General features: G+C 47.8%; 15 protein-coding genes. 8 read left to right on the plus strand and 7 right to left on the minus strand.

Annotation, left to right across the window (positions count from 1 at the left end; all coding sequences use genetic code 11):
• Window positions 1-26: 26 nt before the first annotated feature.
• The 7 genes from flgF to flgL all read left to right on the plus strand — a co-directional run bounded on the left by flgF (window position 27) and on the right by flgL (window position 8,677).
• A complete protein-coding gene (gene flgF, locus Q8L79_RS08160; RefSeq protein ID WP_305269912.1) occupies window positions 27-770 on the plus strand; it encodes a flagellar basal-body rod protein FlgF in 744 nt (247 codons plus the stop codon).
• A gap of 149 nt (window positions 771-919) precedes the next feature.
• The gene (flgG, locus tag Q8L79_RS08165) at window positions 920-1,708 is read left to right on the plus strand and encodes a flagellar basal-body rod protein FlgG (RefSeq protein ID WP_305269913.1); all 789 of its coding nucleotides are present in this window, start codon (window positions 920-922) and stop codon (window positions 1,706-1,708) included.
• An 18-nt stretch (window positions 1,709-1,726) separates the two neighbouring features.
• The gene (flgH, locus tag Q8L79_RS08170; protein WP_305270028.1) at window positions 1,727-2,422 is read left to right on the plus strand and encodes a flagellar basal body L-ring protein FlgH; all 696 of its coding nucleotides are present in this window, start codon (window positions 1,727-1,729) and stop codon (window positions 2,420-2,422) included.
• A gap of 13 nt (window positions 2,423-2,435) precedes the next feature.
• Window positions 2,436-3,539 carry a flagellar basal body P-ring protein FlgI gene (locus tag Q8L79_RS08175; protein ID WP_370869902.1) on the plus strand — a complete coding sequence of 368 codons (1,104 nt, stop codon included), beginning with the start codon at window positions 2,436-2,438 and terminating at the stop codon, window positions 3,537-3,539.
• Window positions 3,540-3,580: 41 nt separating this feature from the next.
• Window positions 3,581-4,693, plus strand: a complete 1,113-nt coding sequence (gene flgJ / locus Q8L79_RS08180; protein WP_305269914.1) for a flagellar assembly peptidoglycan hydrolase FlgJ — start codon at window positions 3,581-3,583, stop codon at window positions 4,691-4,693.
• A gap of 43 nt (window positions 4,694-4,736) precedes the next feature.
• The gene (flgK, locus tag Q8L79_RS08185; protein WP_305269915.1) at window positions 4,737-6,578 is read left to right on the plus strand and encodes a flagellar hook-associated protein FlgK; all 1,842 of its coding nucleotides are present in this window, start codon (window positions 4,737-4,739) and stop codon (window positions 6,576-6,578) included.
• A gap of 11 nt (window positions 6,579-6,589) precedes the next feature.
• Window positions 6,590-8,677, plus strand: coding sequence for a flagellar hook-associated protein FlgL (flgL, locus tag Q8L79_RS08190; RefSeq protein WP_305269916.1), 2,088 nt, complete (start codon window positions 6,590-6,592; stop codon window positions 8,675-8,677).
• Window positions 8,678-8,758: 81 nt separating this feature from the next.
• Here flgL and Q8L79_RS08195 read toward each other — a convergent pair whose 3' ends face one another.
• The 4 genes from Q8L79_RS08195 to Q8L79_RS08210 all read right to left on the minus strand — a co-directional run bounded on the left by Q8L79_RS08195 (window position 8,759) and on the right by Q8L79_RS08210 (window position 11,633).
• Entirely contained in the window at window positions 8,759-9,001 is a 243-nt protein-coding gene (locus Q8L79_RS08195) for a hypothetical protein (RefSeq protein ID WP_305269917.1), read from the minus strand.
• A 188-nt stretch (window positions 9,002-9,189) separates the two neighbouring features.
• Complete coding sequence (locus Q8L79_RS08200; RefSeq protein ID WP_305269918.1) at window positions 9,190-9,918, minus strand: ABC transporter ATP-binding protein; 729 nt, start codon at window positions 9,916-9,918, stop codon at window positions 9,190-9,192.
• Window positions 9,915-10,661, minus strand: coding sequence for an ABC transporter permease (locus Q8L79_RS08205; protein ID WP_305269919.1), 747 nt, complete (start codon window positions 10,659-10,661; stop codon window positions 9,915-9,917). Before Q8L79_RS08205 ends, Q8L79_RS08200 begins: the two co-directional genes overlap by 4 nt.
• A 12-nt stretch (window positions 10,662-10,673) precedes the next feature.
• Window positions 10,674-11,633: an ABC transporter substrate-binding protein gene (locus tag Q8L79_RS08210; RefSeq protein ID WP_305269920.1), complete on the minus strand. Its 960-nt coding sequence runs from the start codon at window positions 11,631-11,633 to the stop codon at window positions 10,674-10,676.
• Between the two features lie 495 nt (window positions 11,634-12,128).
• Between Q8L79_RS08210 and Q8L79_RS08215 the strand changes: the two genes are divergently transcribed.
• On the plus strand, window positions 12,129-12,485 hold the full coding sequence (locus tag Q8L79_RS08215; RefSeq protein ID WP_305269921.1) for a C40 family peptidase: 357 nt from the start codon (window positions 12,129-12,131) through the stop codon (window positions 12,483-12,485).
• Between the two features lie 82 nt (window positions 12,486-12,567).
• On the opposite strand, the gene Q8L79_RS08220 is transcribed toward Q8L79_RS08215, so the two are convergent.
• The 3 genes from Q8L79_RS08220 to fdhF form a co-directional block, all read right to left on the minus strand.
• Window positions 12,568-12,780 (minus strand): formate dehydrogenase subunit delta, encoded by a 213-nt coding sequence (locus tag Q8L79_RS08220; RefSeq protein ID WP_305269922.1) that lies wholly within the window; start codon window positions 12,778-12,780, stop codon window positions 12,568-12,570.
• A 6-nt stretch (window positions 12,781-12,786) separates the two neighbouring features.
• A complete protein-coding gene (gene fdhD / locus Q8L79_RS08225; protein ID WP_305269923.1) occupies window positions 12,787-13,635 on the minus strand; it encodes a formate dehydrogenase accessory sulfurtransferase FdhD in 849 nt (282 codons plus the stop codon).
• 96 nt (window positions 13,636-13,731) lie between these two features.
• Entirely contained in the window at window positions 13,732-16,581 is a 2,850-nt protein-coding gene (gene fdhF, locus Q8L79_RS08230) for a formate dehydrogenase subunit alpha (protein ID WP_305269924.1), read from the minus strand.
• Between the last annotated feature and the right edge of the window lie 11 nt (window positions 16,582-16,592).

Genomic DNA, 16,592 nt, shown 5'->3' on the forward strand with positions numbered 1-16,592 from the left:
CTGGTTTTAAGATAAAAGGGGCTGTTATGGACCGTAGTTTATATATTGCAATGAGCGGCGCCAAACAGTCGTTACTGGCGCAAAATTCAAACGCCAATAATTTGGCGAATGCGCAGACGACCGGTTTCAAATCGGATTTGGAATGGTTTCGCAGCAGACCCGTGGAGGGGGCGGGCTATCCTACCCGGGTTTATGCAATGATAGAAAAGCCGGGAACCGATTTTTCTCATGGCCCCATACAAACGACAGGGCGTGATCTGGATGTGGCCATCAATAACGATGGGCTGATTGCAGTTCAGGGCGACGATGGTAAAGAAGCTTACACTCGAGCAGGCGACCTGCGCCTTTCTCCAGAAGGTGTATTGAAAACCGGATCGGGTTTGCAAGTATTGGGGCAGGATGGCCCCATCATCATTCCGCCGGCAGAAAAGCTGACCATAGGCAATGACGGTACTATCAGCATGATTCCGCTGGGTTCCGGCAACGCGACTACCCAGGTAGAGATTGGCCGGATCAAACTGGTTAAACCTGAAATGAAAGATATGGAAAAGCTGGGTGACGGCTTGTTGCATCCTAAAAGCGGTGTACCGTTAGCGGCTGATATTACCGTCAGTTTGACCCAGGGCGTTTTGGAAGGCAGTAATGTAAATCCGATTACGGCCATGGTAGAAATGATTAATCTGGCGAGAAATTTCGAGCTGCAAACCAAGGTCATGAAGAGTGCGGATGAAAACTCTGCGGCGGGTGCCAAGCTGATGCAAATGGGATAGCGAGCACCAAGCAGGATTCGTTTCTAAAAAACCGAGCTGAGCTCGGTTTTTTTTTGAAGTCGAGTTGGATTCGGTGCTCCAAAAGAAAGATGGCACAAACCATGCATTGAATTCAGGTAAGACAATAAATTGGCACTAAGGAGATTATCATGACAGAACGCGCATTATGGGTAGCTAAAACCGGTCTGGATGCCCAACAAACAAGAATGGCGGTTATTTCCAATAACCTGGCGAACGTAAATACGACCGGTTTCAAAAAAGACCGTGCAATGTTTGATGATCTTATGTATCAGAATATTCGCCAGGTCGGTGGGCAAACCACGCAAAATACTCAATCTCCAACGGGGACACAGTTGGGAACCGGTGTCAGAACGGTTTCAACCGAAAAAGTTCATACCCAAGGCAATGTCCAGCAAACAGAAAATGCATTGGATGTGGCAATTAATGGCCGGGGGTTCCTGCAAATTCTCATGCCAAACGGCGATATTAATTATACCCGTGACGGCTCCTTAAAATTAGACTCAACGGGGCAGTTGGTCACTTCAAACGGATTAACGCTGGATCCTGCGATCACCGTACCTGTCGATGCGGAAAGTGTCACTATCGGTACCGACGGCACGGTATCCGCTAAGCAACCGGGTGTTGCTGCGCCGACCGTGATAGGGCAAATTCAGACCGCTAATTTTATCAATCCTACCGGTTTGGAGGCGGTTGGCGACAATCTCTATCGGGAATCTGCCGCCAGCGGTGCGCCGATAGTGGGTACGCCGGGGCAAGGAGAATATGGAACTTTGAATCAGGGGGCATTGGAAACTTCCAATGTCAATGTTGTTGAGGAGCTGGTCAATATGATTGAAACCCAACGGGCTTATGAGATGAACTCCAAGGCGATTTCAACAGCCGATCAGATGCTGTCCTTTGTGACGCAACAGTTATAAGTCAGGAGCGATGGCATGATGACTCAAAGATTTGGTTTCAATAATTGCGCAATGCCCTGCGTTCTTGCAGTCATGCTGTCTCTGTTAGAAGCTTGTACACCGATACCGTCAAAAGATCCCGCATTTGGCCCCGTTGCACCGGCTGACTTAAGGCCGCCTGTGCAAAACAGCGGGTCAATCTATCAGTCCGGTTACGATATGCGCCTGTTTGAAGACCATACGGCAAAAAGGGTCGGAGATATTCTGACCATTACCCTGCTGGAGAGAACCCAGGCGAAAAAGGCTGGCGATCTTAATACCAAGAAAGATACCAGTATGTCGGTTTCGGCACCTACGTTGTTCGGTGTGGCGGCAGCTACCGTGCTGGGGAAAGATGTGGAAACCGAAATCGCGTCAACAAAAGAATTTACAGGGGAAGGCCAGTCTAATCAGAGCAATAGTTTAAGCGGCAATATTTCCGTTACGGTTGTTGAACTGTTACCCAATGGCAATTTGAGTGTACGGGGCGAGAAAAGAGTCACCTTAAATCAGGGCGATGAGTTTATCAGGTTATCGGGCATCGTCAGGCCGGTAGATATAAATTCATCCAATATTATTACCTCGGATAAAGTTGCCGATGTAACCATTATGTATATCGGCGATGGCGCCATGGCTGATGCCAGTAAAATGGGCTGGGTGGCAAGATTTATTAATAGCGCATGGTTCCCATTTTAAAAAGGACATGGACATGAACATACTACAACAGCGCTTTATGCTAATTCTCCTACTGGGTAGTGTTTACAGCGGATCGGTTTGTGCTGAACGCATCAAGGATATTGCTTCTATTGAGGGCGTACGCAGCAATCAGCTGGTAGGCTACGGCTTGGTAGTCGGACTGGATAAATCCGGCGATAAAACAACATTTACCGGACAAAGCTTACGCAGTATGTTGGCTCGTCTTGGGCTGACTTTACCCCCTGGTGTCGACCCTAAATCAAAGAACATTGCGGCCGTCTCCATTCAGGCTGAGCTGCCGGCATTTGCCAAACCAGGGCAAGCGATTGATGTTACCGTTTCTTCTCTTGGCGATGCAAAAAGTTTACGCGGCGGTACGTTGTTAATGAGCCCGTTGAAAGGAGCTGATGGACAAGTCTATGCCATCGCTCAGGGAAGTTTGGTTGTGAGCGGTCTGAGCGCATCGGGACAGGATGGTTCAAGCGTTACCGTCAATAATCCCAATGTAGGGCGTATTCCCAACGGTGCAACTGTCGAGCGCACTGTTAACACCTCTTTTGCTGAAGGTGATGCGTTGATTTTTAATCTGCATTCTTCAGATTTTACTACGGCCAATCGCATGGCGGATTCTATTAATAAAGTATTGGGTGCTAATACGGCAAAGGCAATCGATGCGACTTCTGTCAGGGTTACGGCACCGGTAGATCCCACTCAAAAAGTGACATTTGCTTCGGTGGTAGAAAATATGATGGTTGTTCCCGATGATGCGCCGGCGCGTGTCATTGTTAATTCCCGCACCGGAACTGTCGTTATTAACGGTAAGGTCAGGGTGCAACCTGCGGCGGTATCTCATGGCAGTTTGACAGTCACTATCAGCGAAGATCCTCAGGTCAGTCAGCCAGACGCATTTTCCAATGGACAAACGGTAGTTACACCGAAATCCAACCTAAAGGTTGAAGAAGAAAAAAATCACATGTTTGTGTTTAATCCCGGCGTTTCCCTGGATGAAATCGTTCAGGCAGTCAATAACGTAGGCGCCGCCCCCAGCGATTTGGTGGCTATTCTTGAGGCGCTGAAATCAGCCGGTTCCTTACATGCCGAGTTAATTGTTATCTAAATATGCTGATTTTTAAGCGTTCTATTTAGGCGGAGGTTGTTATGTTAAATGCACAAAATGCCGATGTTTATACCGACTTTAACAGTCTGGCTAAATTAAAAAGTCAGGCCAGAAAAGAGTCGCCGGAAGCATTGAAAGAAGTTGCCAAACAGTTTGAGTCAATTTTTCTAAATAACGTGCTTAAAAGTATGCGCGATGCAAAGCTGGGTGACGGCGCCATGGATAATGATCAAAGTAAATTTTATAACGATATGTATGATCAGCAGTTAGCCGTGCATTTGTCGGGCTCTCCGGGCGTCGGCCTCGCTGACTTAATCGTCAAGCAACTGGGGCCCGATAAGCCTAAAAACGAGAAGCAGGATGTCGAAGATTACCTGAATAAATCAGGCGGTATATCAAGTGGTTCCGAACAGGTTCATGTCCTTAACCGGCAGGCTGGCGGAAAAACCGGCAACTCCACTACCGGTTTTGAAGAGGGTCAGGTTAAGGTGGCTCCTTATCTGCACGATACGACTGCAAGGATGCAGGAGGTAGAGCAACGCATGGAGCGGTTGCCGAGAAGCCCACTTAATGAGATGGATGAGCTTCCATTCAATAGTGAGTCCGCTTTGCCGATGCAATCTAAAGCGGCATTAAAGGCCGATCACGCATTGCCGATACAGTCGTCAGAAGAGTTTGTCAGACGGCTGCATCCTTATGCTGAGCAGGCCGCAAAGGAATTAGGCGTGGAACCCAAGGTGATTTTGGCGCAAGCTGCTCTGGAAAGCGGCTGGGGACGCTCGGTAATAAAAAATAGCAATGGTAGCAACAGTTTTAATCTGTTTAACATTAAAGCTGATAAAGCTTGGCAGGGTAAGCAGGCGCAAGTGGCTACACTGGAATTTGACCAGGGTATTCCTAAAAAAGTTAATGCGGGCTTTAGATCCTACAATTCATTTAAGGAAAGCTTTAGGGATTATGTCGATTTTATAAAAAGTAATCCACGTTATGGCGATGCATTAAAAAAAGCGGGCAATGCGGAACAATATATGCATGAGTTACAGCGGGCAGGTTATGCAACCGATCCGAAATACGCCGACAAGGTAATGAGCATCTATCAAGGTAATACGATGGCCGAGTTTGAGCCTGATGTCATTATGGCGATGAATCAATGATCCAGTTAAGTTCGGTATTTAAGTTCCGGAACAGGACGCTATCATGAGTGGAATATTATCAACGTCATTGTCAGGACTGATGGCAGCCCAGCGCTCATTGGAAGCTGTGCAACATAATATTTCCAATGTAAATACAGAGGGGTATAGCCGTCAGAGAGTTGAGCAAAGCTCTAATGCTGCACAATTCACCGGTGATGGATATGTCGGTCAGGGCGTAAACGTCACCAATATCACGCGCAGTTACGACCAGTTTATTAATAAACAATTAAGTTCCAGTCTCTCAGCATTCGGAGATGTGGATCGTTACCGCCAGCTTGCTGCAAACGTCGATAATATAATGGCCGATCCTAGTACCGGCATCGCTCCTGCCATGAAGCGTTTTTTTAATGCCGTGAATGAAGTGGCGGACGACCCTTCATCGATTCCTTCCCGGCAGGTCATGTTGTCTGAGGCGGGAATTTTAACGCAAAGCTTCAATACGATGAACGGCAGGTTTGAAAATATACGCGCGCTTAACAACAGCGATATAGGAATAATGGTTGATGATATTAATTCTTTAGCCAAATCAATAGCCGATCTTAATGTACAAATTCTGGCAGACTTAGGTAAAACACAAGGCATGAGACAGCCTAATGACTTGCTGGATAAGCAGGATGTTTTGTTGTCAAGGTTATCCGAGATAGTCAACGTTTCTGTAGTCAAACAGAGAGACGGTATGTCCAGTGTTTTTATCGGTAATGGACAGGCGCTGGTTCTTAATGGTGGAGTGGCGACATTTACCACTATTCAGTCTAAATTCGATCCGGGTCGGCTGGAAATCGGGATTAAGACAGCTAATGGCATCATGGAGATGACCGGCCAAATCAGTGGCGGTTCGTTGGGGGGGGCATTAAGATTTCGGGATGAAGTGCTGGATCAGGCACAACAACAACTGGGTCTGGTTGCCGCCGGTTTGACAATGGAGCTTAACGGGCTTCACAAGAAAGGTTTTGACTTGAACGGCACGGCAGGAACGGCATTATTTAACTTTTCAGGCAGTGAAGTTCCTGTTGTTCAAAGTCCGTTTAATAGCGGCAACGCGGTTATTACCGCTAATTTTCAGGATGTAAATGTCAATCCATCGGCAGCCGGAAGTCTGGATTTTAGTGATTTTAACTTGAAGTATGTTAATGCCGGCGGCGGAGTTGATTACACCCTGACCAGAATACGGGATAACCAGGTCATTAATCTTACGTCCACCAATGTGGGAGGGATTGCTACCTTATCGTTTGCAGCTACTCAACCCGCAAGCACCACCATAACCACTTTGCCGGGCATTAATATAACAGTTGATTTGAGTGGAGGAAAAACCATATCTGCCGGGGATGAAGCTTTAATCAGGCCGACTTATAGCGCCGCTCAGAAAATTCGGGTCAATATTGACGATCCGAGAAAAATCGCGGCAGCGACCAATATAGAAATCGACCTCGTGACCAAATTGCCTGTACCAAAACGTGATGCGTTAAATAATCCGGTTGTAGATGTATTGGGTAATCCCGTTTATGTCACCATTAACGGGCCGATGGCCGGCGATAATCGAAATGCATTACAACTGGCAGATGTTGAGAATAAATTGGGTATGATAGGAGGGACCGCCTCATTTGGCGATGCTTATGGACAAATTGTTTCCGGCGTTGGAACTTTGACGCGAGCAGCAGAATTTGGTTCTTCTGCACAAAGAGCGTTATTAAATCAGGCAAAGGAATCCAGGGAGAGCTTGGCAGGTGTGAATTTGGACGAAGAGGCCGCTAACTTAATAAGGTTTCAGCAAGCTTATCAGGCATCCGCACAATCAATTGCGATAGCCAAGTCCTTGTTTGATATGTTGATAGGCGCAGTTAGGTAGGAGTAATAGTAATGAGAATTTCAACAGCTTGGGCACAACAGCTTAGTGTCGATGCAATGGCAGGTCAGCAAACCAAATTGGCTAAGGTGCAGCAGCAATTAAGCTCTGGACTTAAAGTGTCAACACCTGCTGAAGACCCTGCAGCGGCAGTAAGGATATTGGATTTAGACAGAACGATTGCAAAAACAAATCAGTATCAAAATAATATTGCTACTACTCGCGGCCGGTTGAATATTGAGGAATCCGCTTTGGGAACTTCAGTCAACATATTAGGTCGCGCTAAAGAGCTGGCTATTCAAGCGATGACTCCCGCTTTAAGCAGTAGTGACAGGTTAACGATCAAGACTGAAGTGGATCAGATGATTCTAGGATTGGCTGACGTGGCAAATACCAAAAACGCCAATGGTGAATTTATTTTTTCTGGCTATCTTTCGACGGTGCCCGCTTTTGCGATACATCCCACAACCGGAGAATATGTTTATCAAGGCGGTACGCAGCAGCGGGCTTTGCAAATTAGTCCGACAAGGCAGGTGGCTGATGGCGACTTGGGATTTAATGTGTTCGAAAACATTAGCTCAAGCAGTCCTGCTGCTGATGAGAATGGCAAGCGTAGTATTTTCAATACCTTAAAGGCGTTGTCTGAGGGATTGAGCGCTACTTTTAACGCCAGCCCCGCCGAAATTACCGGTGACAGGTTTTTGCGGTACGGGCTGGATTATACGGCTCCTCTTTCTACAATTACTGCGCCAGGTCAATCGGATCCAAAGACCGTTACCAGCTTTAACTTTAATACCACTGTTGCGCCGCAGGTTGATGGAACGAATACAAGTGCCTTTTTAGGTGTGGGTGGTGGTGGGCAGGCTGCACTTAATTTTTCCGGTGTTTCGAATTTGGCTCAATTCAACGTCAATGGTGCGTCGGTTACCCTGACTCAGGCCTATGCCACCAAGGATGCTCTTGCCTTGGATATTCAAAACCAGCTTCAGGCTAATGCCGGTATGAATGGTTACACCGCTGTATTTGCCGGCAACGACCTTGTCATCACCAATACGGGCTCCACTGCAGCCGTTGAGGTTACCTTTGCGGATACTAATGCGATTGCGGCTGGTTTTGTTAATTCGGCAGGTGCCATAGGTGCTGCGGCAGTTCCCACCACTAATGCGACCTTCTCAGTGGATGGTACGTCCATCACTCTTGATGGTGCGGACACCAACATTACAGGTGTGGTCGCGGAAATAAATACCAAAATCCAGGCATCCACTCTTGCGGATAAAGCCAATTACCTGGCGACACTCGACGGTTCCGGTAAGCTTGTGATCACTCATTGGGGTTCCACCACTCCCGTTTCTATCACGGTTCCTGCCGGACAGGCCGGGACTAACGCCACGAACGCAGGTATTACCGGATCTACTGGTATTGTCGGGACGGTAGCGGAAGGAACCGCCTTTGATTTGGTTGCCAATGTGGAGATGCTTCCTGCTACTGTACCGGCAACACTAGCCGCTATTACAGCCCCTATAAATCTGACTGGAAAAAAGTTTACCGGTGTGGACGGTATGGTTTCCGAGATTAATGCGCAACTTGCAGCAACCCCCGGCGGTTTGCTGTCTGCCGCCTTTATTACGCCAAACACCAATTTTGCTGCAGGTTCCCATTTTAGCGATGTCATTCAAGTGCGGAGCAATGGTAATAGAATCGAGTTTTTCTCAGTAGTCAAAGGGGATACCTCCAGCATAACAATTAATAATACTTCAGGAACATTTTTAACGGATGCCGGTTTTATTGATGGTCAGAGCAAGACAGGAGCCGGCGCACAGACATTTCAAAGTCAGTTTGATGATGTATTAAAAGATCTCGATGCTGCCCAGGATAGTTTTTTGCAGGCAAGAACCAGTGTTGGGGTGCGTATGAATGCTCTGGATGATCAAGAATCCCAAAATGAGAAATTTGTATTGGACACCAAGATAACACTTTCCGAAACGCAAGATCTGGATTACGCAGAGGCAATCAGTCGGTTCCAATTGCAAACCGCTGCTTTGCAGGCCGCGCAACAGACTTTTTCCAAGGTGAAAGAATTATCGTTGTTTAATTATCTCTAATGCCGGGCTAGTTCTTTCTGAAAGCAGGGCAGGCTGGTAAAAGGTGAATCCGCTTTAAAGACGCACCTTTTAAAAGTTGGATTATGGATAAATGACTTTAGGTTCAAAATTGGCAGCCGGATATTTAGGATCGAACTCGGTTGCCTTTTCTACGGGTTTTTGGCCTGGACATTTTGGTGAAGATTTGACTGAATCTTTGTCGATATAGATGACTTTAGGTTGAAAGTTTGCCGCAGGGTATTGGTCATCACTGCCCGCAGATACGGTTAATGAAGCTAACGCAATAACAGCAGTCGCCAATCCTAAGATAATTGTTTTTTTCATATGATATTAACCTTGGGTAGTTTGTACAGCAAGCCCCGCTGGACAAATCGGGAGGACAGCCGATTTGCATTAACCCGAAGGGCGTCAGGCAGGATAGCCTGACGTGAATCCCCTATAACAAGGCTTGACGGCCAAGAGTATCAGGTATTTTTGGTGAATCCGCAACTGTTTTTCGAGCGGGAATGCTGTCATAAAAGTTGTTTTATTTCAGGATGATTTTGCAGTAACTGCTGTCGGAAGGATTCAATAGCAAGCTCATTACGGCGATCGCTTCGGGCGATAGGCACGATGATTTCACTAACAACCTGCATAGGTGATGCTGACAAAAATATCAGTCGGTCGGCCAGTGCAATGGCCTCGCGCAGATCGTGAGTGACAAATAAAACCGTATGCGGACGTTGTTGCCAGAGTTTCAGCAACAGCTCTCTTACTTGTCTTGCGGTCGGCGCATCCAGCGACACAAAAGGCTCATCCATCAGCAACACTTCAGGATCAACGGCAAACGCCCTGATGATTGAGACTCGGCGGCTCATGCCTAACGACAGTCGTTCAGGATAAATATGTTGAGCAGGTGTTAACTGCATAACCTCAAGCAAGGCATCAATGACCTCGGGCGGCTGATGTTCATCCAATACCAGCTCAATATTTTCCCTGACCGTCCGCCAGGGCAGCAGCCTTGGATTCTGGAAAATGTAGCCGATCTTGGGATGCGTGTGTTGCTGCCCAACCAGAATTTCGCCGTCGTAGTCATTATCCAGGCCGGCAATAATATTCAGCAGCGTGGTTTTGCCGCAGCCGGACGGACCGACCAGGCAGGTAAACTCATTGGAATTTAGCGACAGCTTAAGGTTGGCGATACTCGGCGTTGTCGCAGTCGGGTAGGTTTTGTTGTTGATATTGATTTGGATGTCGGTCATCTGCGCCACCGTAGCGCTTTTTTGTCCAGCGGTTTTAAAATAAGCAGCTCTATCAGTTGAATGACAGCAACAAAAGCGACGGTATAAGCCAGAATACTCGCGACATCGAACAGTTGAAAGAACAAATGCAACTGATAGCCCATGCCGTTGCTGCGCCCTAATAACTCAACCACCAGAATGATTTTCCAGATCAAGGCCAGACCCGAACGGGTTGCGCCCATCACAAACGGATGCAGTTGCGGCCAGATCACATGAACCAGGGTTTTACGCTTGCCGAAATGGTAACAATGCGCCATGTCCAGTAAATCCTGATCCAGTGTGCGCGTACCTTCGCGGATGGTAACAATGACATTGGGCAGCTTGTTGATAACCACGGCGAGTATCGCCGCCGATTCGACCAGTCCGAACCAGACATAACACAATATAATGGTGACCAGGGCCGGGACATTTAAGAAAATCACCAGCCAGTTGTCGAAGAATGCATCGAGTTTTTTATTGCGCCCCAGGACTATGCCGATGGCGCAACCCAGCAACATCGCAATGGTAAAACTGACCACCAGCCGGAGCAAGGTAACGCCCAGATGAAAGGGCAGTTGCCCAGATATACAGGCTTGCTGGAAAACCTTGGCTATAGCTTCGGGAGTCGGCAACGTGTTACTGTTTAAATAAACAGCCAAACCTTGCCAGATGGCTAAAAAAACCAGCAATGACAAGGTTGATAAAAAACTCTTAAGATTAATCAAAACGAATCTGTGTTATTCAACTGCCCAGAATGTACCGGGTTGCAGGGTATCGGAATTACCGGTTAACTGCTTATTGCTCAGGGTGCGAAGTATTGCATAAATACGGCCCGCCGCTTGTTGCTCCTGTTTTCCCCAATGCTCAATATTACCCTCGCAATAACGCTGGCGAAGTTTGGCTTGGGTAGGTAAATCATCTACCTTGGTTAAAGGGGCTATTTTTTGCCAGGCCGCATCAGCTGTACACAGCTGGTTTTTAGCTTGCTTACTGGCCTTGAAGAAGTTGTTCAGGGCTTGTTTATGGCTGTTTGCCCAACTTTCTCTAAAAACATAACCCAGGCTCGGGACACTCTCTTGAATGCCCAAGCCTTTTAAGATACCTCTGCCGTCAATTATCTGCCGATAACCCTGTGCCTCAAGTCTGGCGGCAAAATGCCAATAAGTAAGAACTGCATCCACCCGGTTTTGCTTGATTTGCTCATTGATCAGCGGCGGTGCGCCGAAGACTTTTTCCACTGAAGCATCCAGATCCAGTTGTTGTTGCCCGGCCAAGGCCTGTAGCAACAGCCAATTTTTGTCCAGTTCGCCCCCCGCAATCCCCAACCGTTTGCCTTTGAGATCTTTTACCGAATGAATAGGGCTGTTTTCGGCTACAACCAAGGCGCCTGATGTATCCGAATAGGGATAAAAAGCAAAATCAGCGCCGGTAGCGCGCAGACTGGAAACCCAAATCCAGTCAGATACAATCATATCGACAGCGCCGGACTGTAGTGCAATTTTACCGGCTTCCGCATTGGCTAAATGTTGTATTTTTAGTTGAAAGTCGGCCTGTGGATTATCCTGTAAAGCCGACAATTCCCAATCGACCGTGCCGGAAGCCTGAACGCCAAGACGAATGATGGTTTTTTCCGTAGCATAACTGTTGCATGAGGCAAGCAGCCACAGGCTGATAAGAAGAAAGACATTAAATTTCATGGAAGCTATCTCAATGGCTGGGGCTAAACCGCCTATTCTATCTGTACGCGAGGTTTGGTGCGAGGATGATTGTCGATCCAGGCAACAGTTTTGCGCTTATATAGGCGCTAACTGGCTAGTTGCTAATAGTCAAAATACAGTAGCGGTGTTGTCAATTAAATTCCATTGCGGGCTTTTGCGGTTCACATATTAGCGTCACTGGCGATAATCCGAATCGGAACATTGCCGATTGTCCAGCCGGAGCGATTGACTGTCAATCCTTGATGACTGTCTTGATATCCGAGGTCTTTGTCGCATAGCCATTTAACTTGCAATGACCTATCCTTATAAGGAATTTCTATTTAGTCTGTCAAATTAGGTTATGAATTTGTGAACGCGTTCGTCATTAAGAGCAGTAGTTGTTTTTTTATCCGAGCTGTTTTCCTCACTGCGATAGTTTTATTTTCCGGTTGCGCAAGCGTCCAGGAACCCCGGCGCACTGCGGATTATTCGTCAATGGTCAGTTATGCCCTAAGTTTGCAGGGCGTGCCTTATCGTTATGGAAAAAGTTCGCCGGAGGAAGGTTTTGACTGTAGCGGTTTTGTTAAGCATGTCTACGGGCATCAAGGCGTATCGTTACCGCGTACGGTTCAGGGAATGGCTCAGTCGCTGATGGAAGTTCCGAAAAGTGATCTTCATTCCGGTGATTTGGTTTTTTTTAATACCAACGGCAAGCCATTCTCTCATGTCGGTATTTATGTCAGTAATGGGGAGTTTATTCATGCCCCTAGTCAGAAGACCGGAAAAGTGCTGGTGTCCAGTCTTAAAAACCGTTATTGGGGAAACCGGTTCAGTTGTGTGCGCCGTCCGTAACGGCACCGCTAGTTATGAATTCGGGAGATAGACATTGGCTTAAACATGGTGTTTAAGCCAATGTCTATGAGGATTGTATTTTTTAAGCGGCGAGCTTGGTCACAGCCGCTTTGACCAAGCTGCTTAATTCAGAGCCGTCTTCTTGGCAATAGGTAATAATCGCTTTACGCATTCTTGGATCCCATGATCTTAAGATGTGGTTTTTTACGCCTTCCGCTGCGATTTCTTTGTCGGTTTCCGAGTTAAAGAAATTGCCTATATCGTTGGCCATTTTGATCAGTCTTTCTATTTTCATCGTTAATCACAGATAGTTGCTATGGGTTAAGCGTTGCGGATGGGTATAAATCACATGCTGATCATCACGGGCAAAACCGATTAAGGTGAGACCAGCCTCATTAGCCAAGCGTATGGCTAAGCCGGTAGGCGCGGAGATGGCCGCAAGCAGCGTAATGCCGACCCAGGCGGTTTTTTGTACCATTTCATAACTGGCACGGCTGGTAACAATTATAAAGCCTGCGGATAAATCTTTGCCGGTGCGCAATAAAAAACCGATCAATTTATCCAGCGCGTTATGCCGTCCTACATCTTCCCGGACATCCAAAATACCCTGTCCTGGAACTGCCCAGGCGGCCGCATGAACGGCACCGGTTAGCTGGTTAAGTTTTTGGTGTTGCTTGATGTCTGCTAAAGCGGAGCGTAACTCGGCAGCAGACACGGTCAAGTCCCCGTTAACCGGGCAGGGTTGGCGGATGGCTTGTTTTAAGGTGCTTGCTCCGCAAAGACCGCAACCGGTACGGCCGGTTAAATTACGGCCTTTGTCAGACATACATTGAAAACGTTGCTCCGGAATCTTTATCTGGACTTCAATACCGTTTGAGCGGTTATAAACCCGTGCCGATAATAACTCTTGCGGGCTTTTAATAATGCCTTCGGTAATACTGAAACCCAGCGCAAATTCTTCAAGATTGGTGGGGGTTGCCAGCATGACAACATGTGGCACCCCGTTATAAATCAGGGAAATGGGCACTTCTTCGGCAATATAATCTTGCCGTTGTTCATGTTGCCCATCTCGCCAGCGATCAACGGTACTTTGTTGATAGCTGGGCCAGCCTAATTCTAATGATAAAGGCTCGGCAATAGCTCCTTGCATTATTCTACTTCCTGCATGATCCACATGGATGTGGTGAATGCAGATATTGCAGGAGCAAATATCTGTCCATACAGTCGAGTGCGGACGGTGCTGCCGTTAGTCATGGCTCATTCCTTGCTCCAGCAAATCGAGCTGCTTTTCTGAAAACGCGCTGTATTCCTGCTGCCATTCCGAAGGCTGACTGACTTTGGTGATTTGCACCGCAGTCACTTTGTATTCCGGGCAGTTGGTCGCCCAATCGGAATTATCGGTGGTGATGACGTTGGCGCCCGATTCAGGAAAATGGAACGTGGTATAGACAACGCCAGGCTGTACACGGTCGCTAACCAAAGCACGTAACACAGTCTCACCGGCGCGGCTTTTAATGCCAACCCAGTCGCCGGTTTTTACGCCACGATCTTCGGCATCATGCGGATGAATTTCCAGACGATCTTCCGAATGCCACGCGACATTTTCAGTGCGACGCGTTTGCGCGCCGACATTGTATTGCGACAAAATACGCCCGGTGGTCAGGATTAGCGGATATTTGCCGGTTACGCGTTCTGCCGTTTGAACAAATTCGGTCAGCATGAACAAGCCCTTGCCGTTATCGCGCAGGAAATGCTCGGTGTGCATAATCGGTGTGCCTTCCGGCGCTTCGTCATTACAAGGCCATTGCACGCTGCCGAGGCGGTCAATCTTTTCATAACTAACCCCCTTAAAACTAGGCGTAAGCTGTGCTATTTCATCCATGATTTCTGATGGATGGCTGTAATTCATTGGGTAACCCATGGCATTCGACAGCATTTGAGTGACTTCCCAATCCTGATAACCCGCTAATGGCGACATCACTTTGCGCACCGGTGAAATACGGCGCTCGGCATTGGTAAACGTACCGTTTTTTTCGAGGAAGGATGAACCAGGGAAGAAAACGTGAGCAAATTTAGCGGTTTCGTTGAGGAATATATCCTGGACTATCACGCATTCCATGGCCCGTAACGCAGCATGAACATGTTTAATGTCCGGGTCGGATTGAGCAATATCCTCACCCTCGCAGTACAGTCCCATAAAACTTTTGTCTAGTGCCGCATCAAACATATTCGGAATACGCAAGCCGGGTTCTGCATTCAATTCGGCATTCCAGGCTTTTTCAAACAGCTGGTGCGTTGCAGGATCGGATACATGGCGGTAACCTGGAAACTCATGGGGAAATGAACCCATGTCACAAGAACCCTGCACGTTATTTTGTCCCCGTAAGGGGTTAACGCCGGCACCTTCGTGACCTAAATTGCCGGTTGCCATAGCCAGATTGGCAATGCCGATGACCATGGTGGAGCCTTGACTGTGTTCCGTTACCCCTAAACCGTAATAAATAGCTGCATTGTCGGCCGTGGCGTAAAGCCGTGCGGCGGCTCTAAGCTCAGCGGCTGGAACACCGGTAATGGATTCGGAAGCTTCCGGTGAATTATGTTCCTGCGCAACAAAGGTTTTCCATTTTGCGAAAGAGGCTACATCGCAACGCTCATTAACAAAGGCTTCGTCAAGCAGGTTTTCGGTGACAACGACATGCCCGAGCGCATTGATCAAGGCGACATTAGTGCTGGGGCGCAGTTTCAGATGATGGCTGGCTTTAACATGCGGGGCTTTGATCAGGTCAATTTCACGCGGATCAATCACGATCAGCTTTGCGCTCTGACGCAGGCGTTTTTTCATTTGCGAACCGAATACAGGGTGTCCGTCGGTAGGATTGGCGCCAATCACCATAATGACATCGGCTTCCATAACCGAGTCGAAATCCTGTGTGCCGGATGATTCGCCAAAGGTTTGTTTCAATCCGTAACCGGTCGGCGAATGACAAACCCGCGCACAGGTATCGACATTGTTGTTACCAAAACCGGCGCGAATCAGTTTTTGCATGATGTAGACTTCTTCGTTGGTGCAACGAGAAGAGGTAATGCCGCCGATGGAGTCTTTACCGTATTTTGCCTGAATGCGTTTTAATTCCGACGCAGCATGATTAATGGCTTCTTCCCAGCTGACTTCCTTCCATGCATCTTTAATGCTGGCGCGGATCATGGGTTTGGTGATGCGGTCTTTATGGGTGGCATAACCAAACGCAAAGCGGCCCTTGACGCAGGAATGGCCGTGATTGGCCTTGCCGTCTTTGTTGGGCACCATGCGGATGACTTGTTCGCCTTTCATTTCCGCCCTGAATGAACAGCCGACGCCGCAGTAAGCACAGGTTGTTACGATCGCATGTTCAGGCTGACCGTTGTCGATTACCGATTTTTCCATCAGGGTTGCGGTTGGGCAGGCTTGTACGCAAGCGCCGCAGGACACGCATTCCGAATCCATGAAAGACTGATTCTGGCTGGGCGATACTTTGGAATCAAAGCCGCGACCGTCAATAGTTAACGCAAATGTGCCTTGGGTCTCTTCGCAGGCTCTCACGCAACGCGAGCACACGATGCATTTGCTGGGGTCGAAGCTGAAGTATGGATTGCTTTCGTCTTTAACTGCATCCAGATGCGTTTCAATCGGGTTGTAACGCACTTCACGCAAACCAACGGCGCCTGCCATATCCTGTAGTTCACAATCGCCATTGGCTGAACAGGTCAAGCAGTCCAGCGGGTGATCGGAAATATACAGTTCCATGATACCGCGTCGCACATCGGCCAGTTTTTTATTCTGGGTAACAATTTTTAAACCTTCCGCGACCGGCGTCGTGCATGATGCCGGCATGCCTCTGCCGCCTTCTATTTGCACTACGCATAATCGACACGAACCAAACGGTTCAATGCTGTCGGTTGCGCATAATTTGGGTATTTCAATACCAATGCTTGCTGCCGCTCGCATGACCGAGGTTCCTGCCGGAGCCGTGACCTGAAAACCATCAATTTGCAACGTAACCATGTTTTCGCTGGTGCTGGCTGGTGTACCAAAATCTTTTTCTTTATTGATCGACATTGTAATCTCCT

Source organism: Methylobacter sp., from assembly GCF_030680395.1.
Classification (GTDB): domain Bacteria; phylum Pseudomonadota; class Gammaproteobacteria; order Methylococcales; family Methylomonadaceae; genus Methylobacter_A.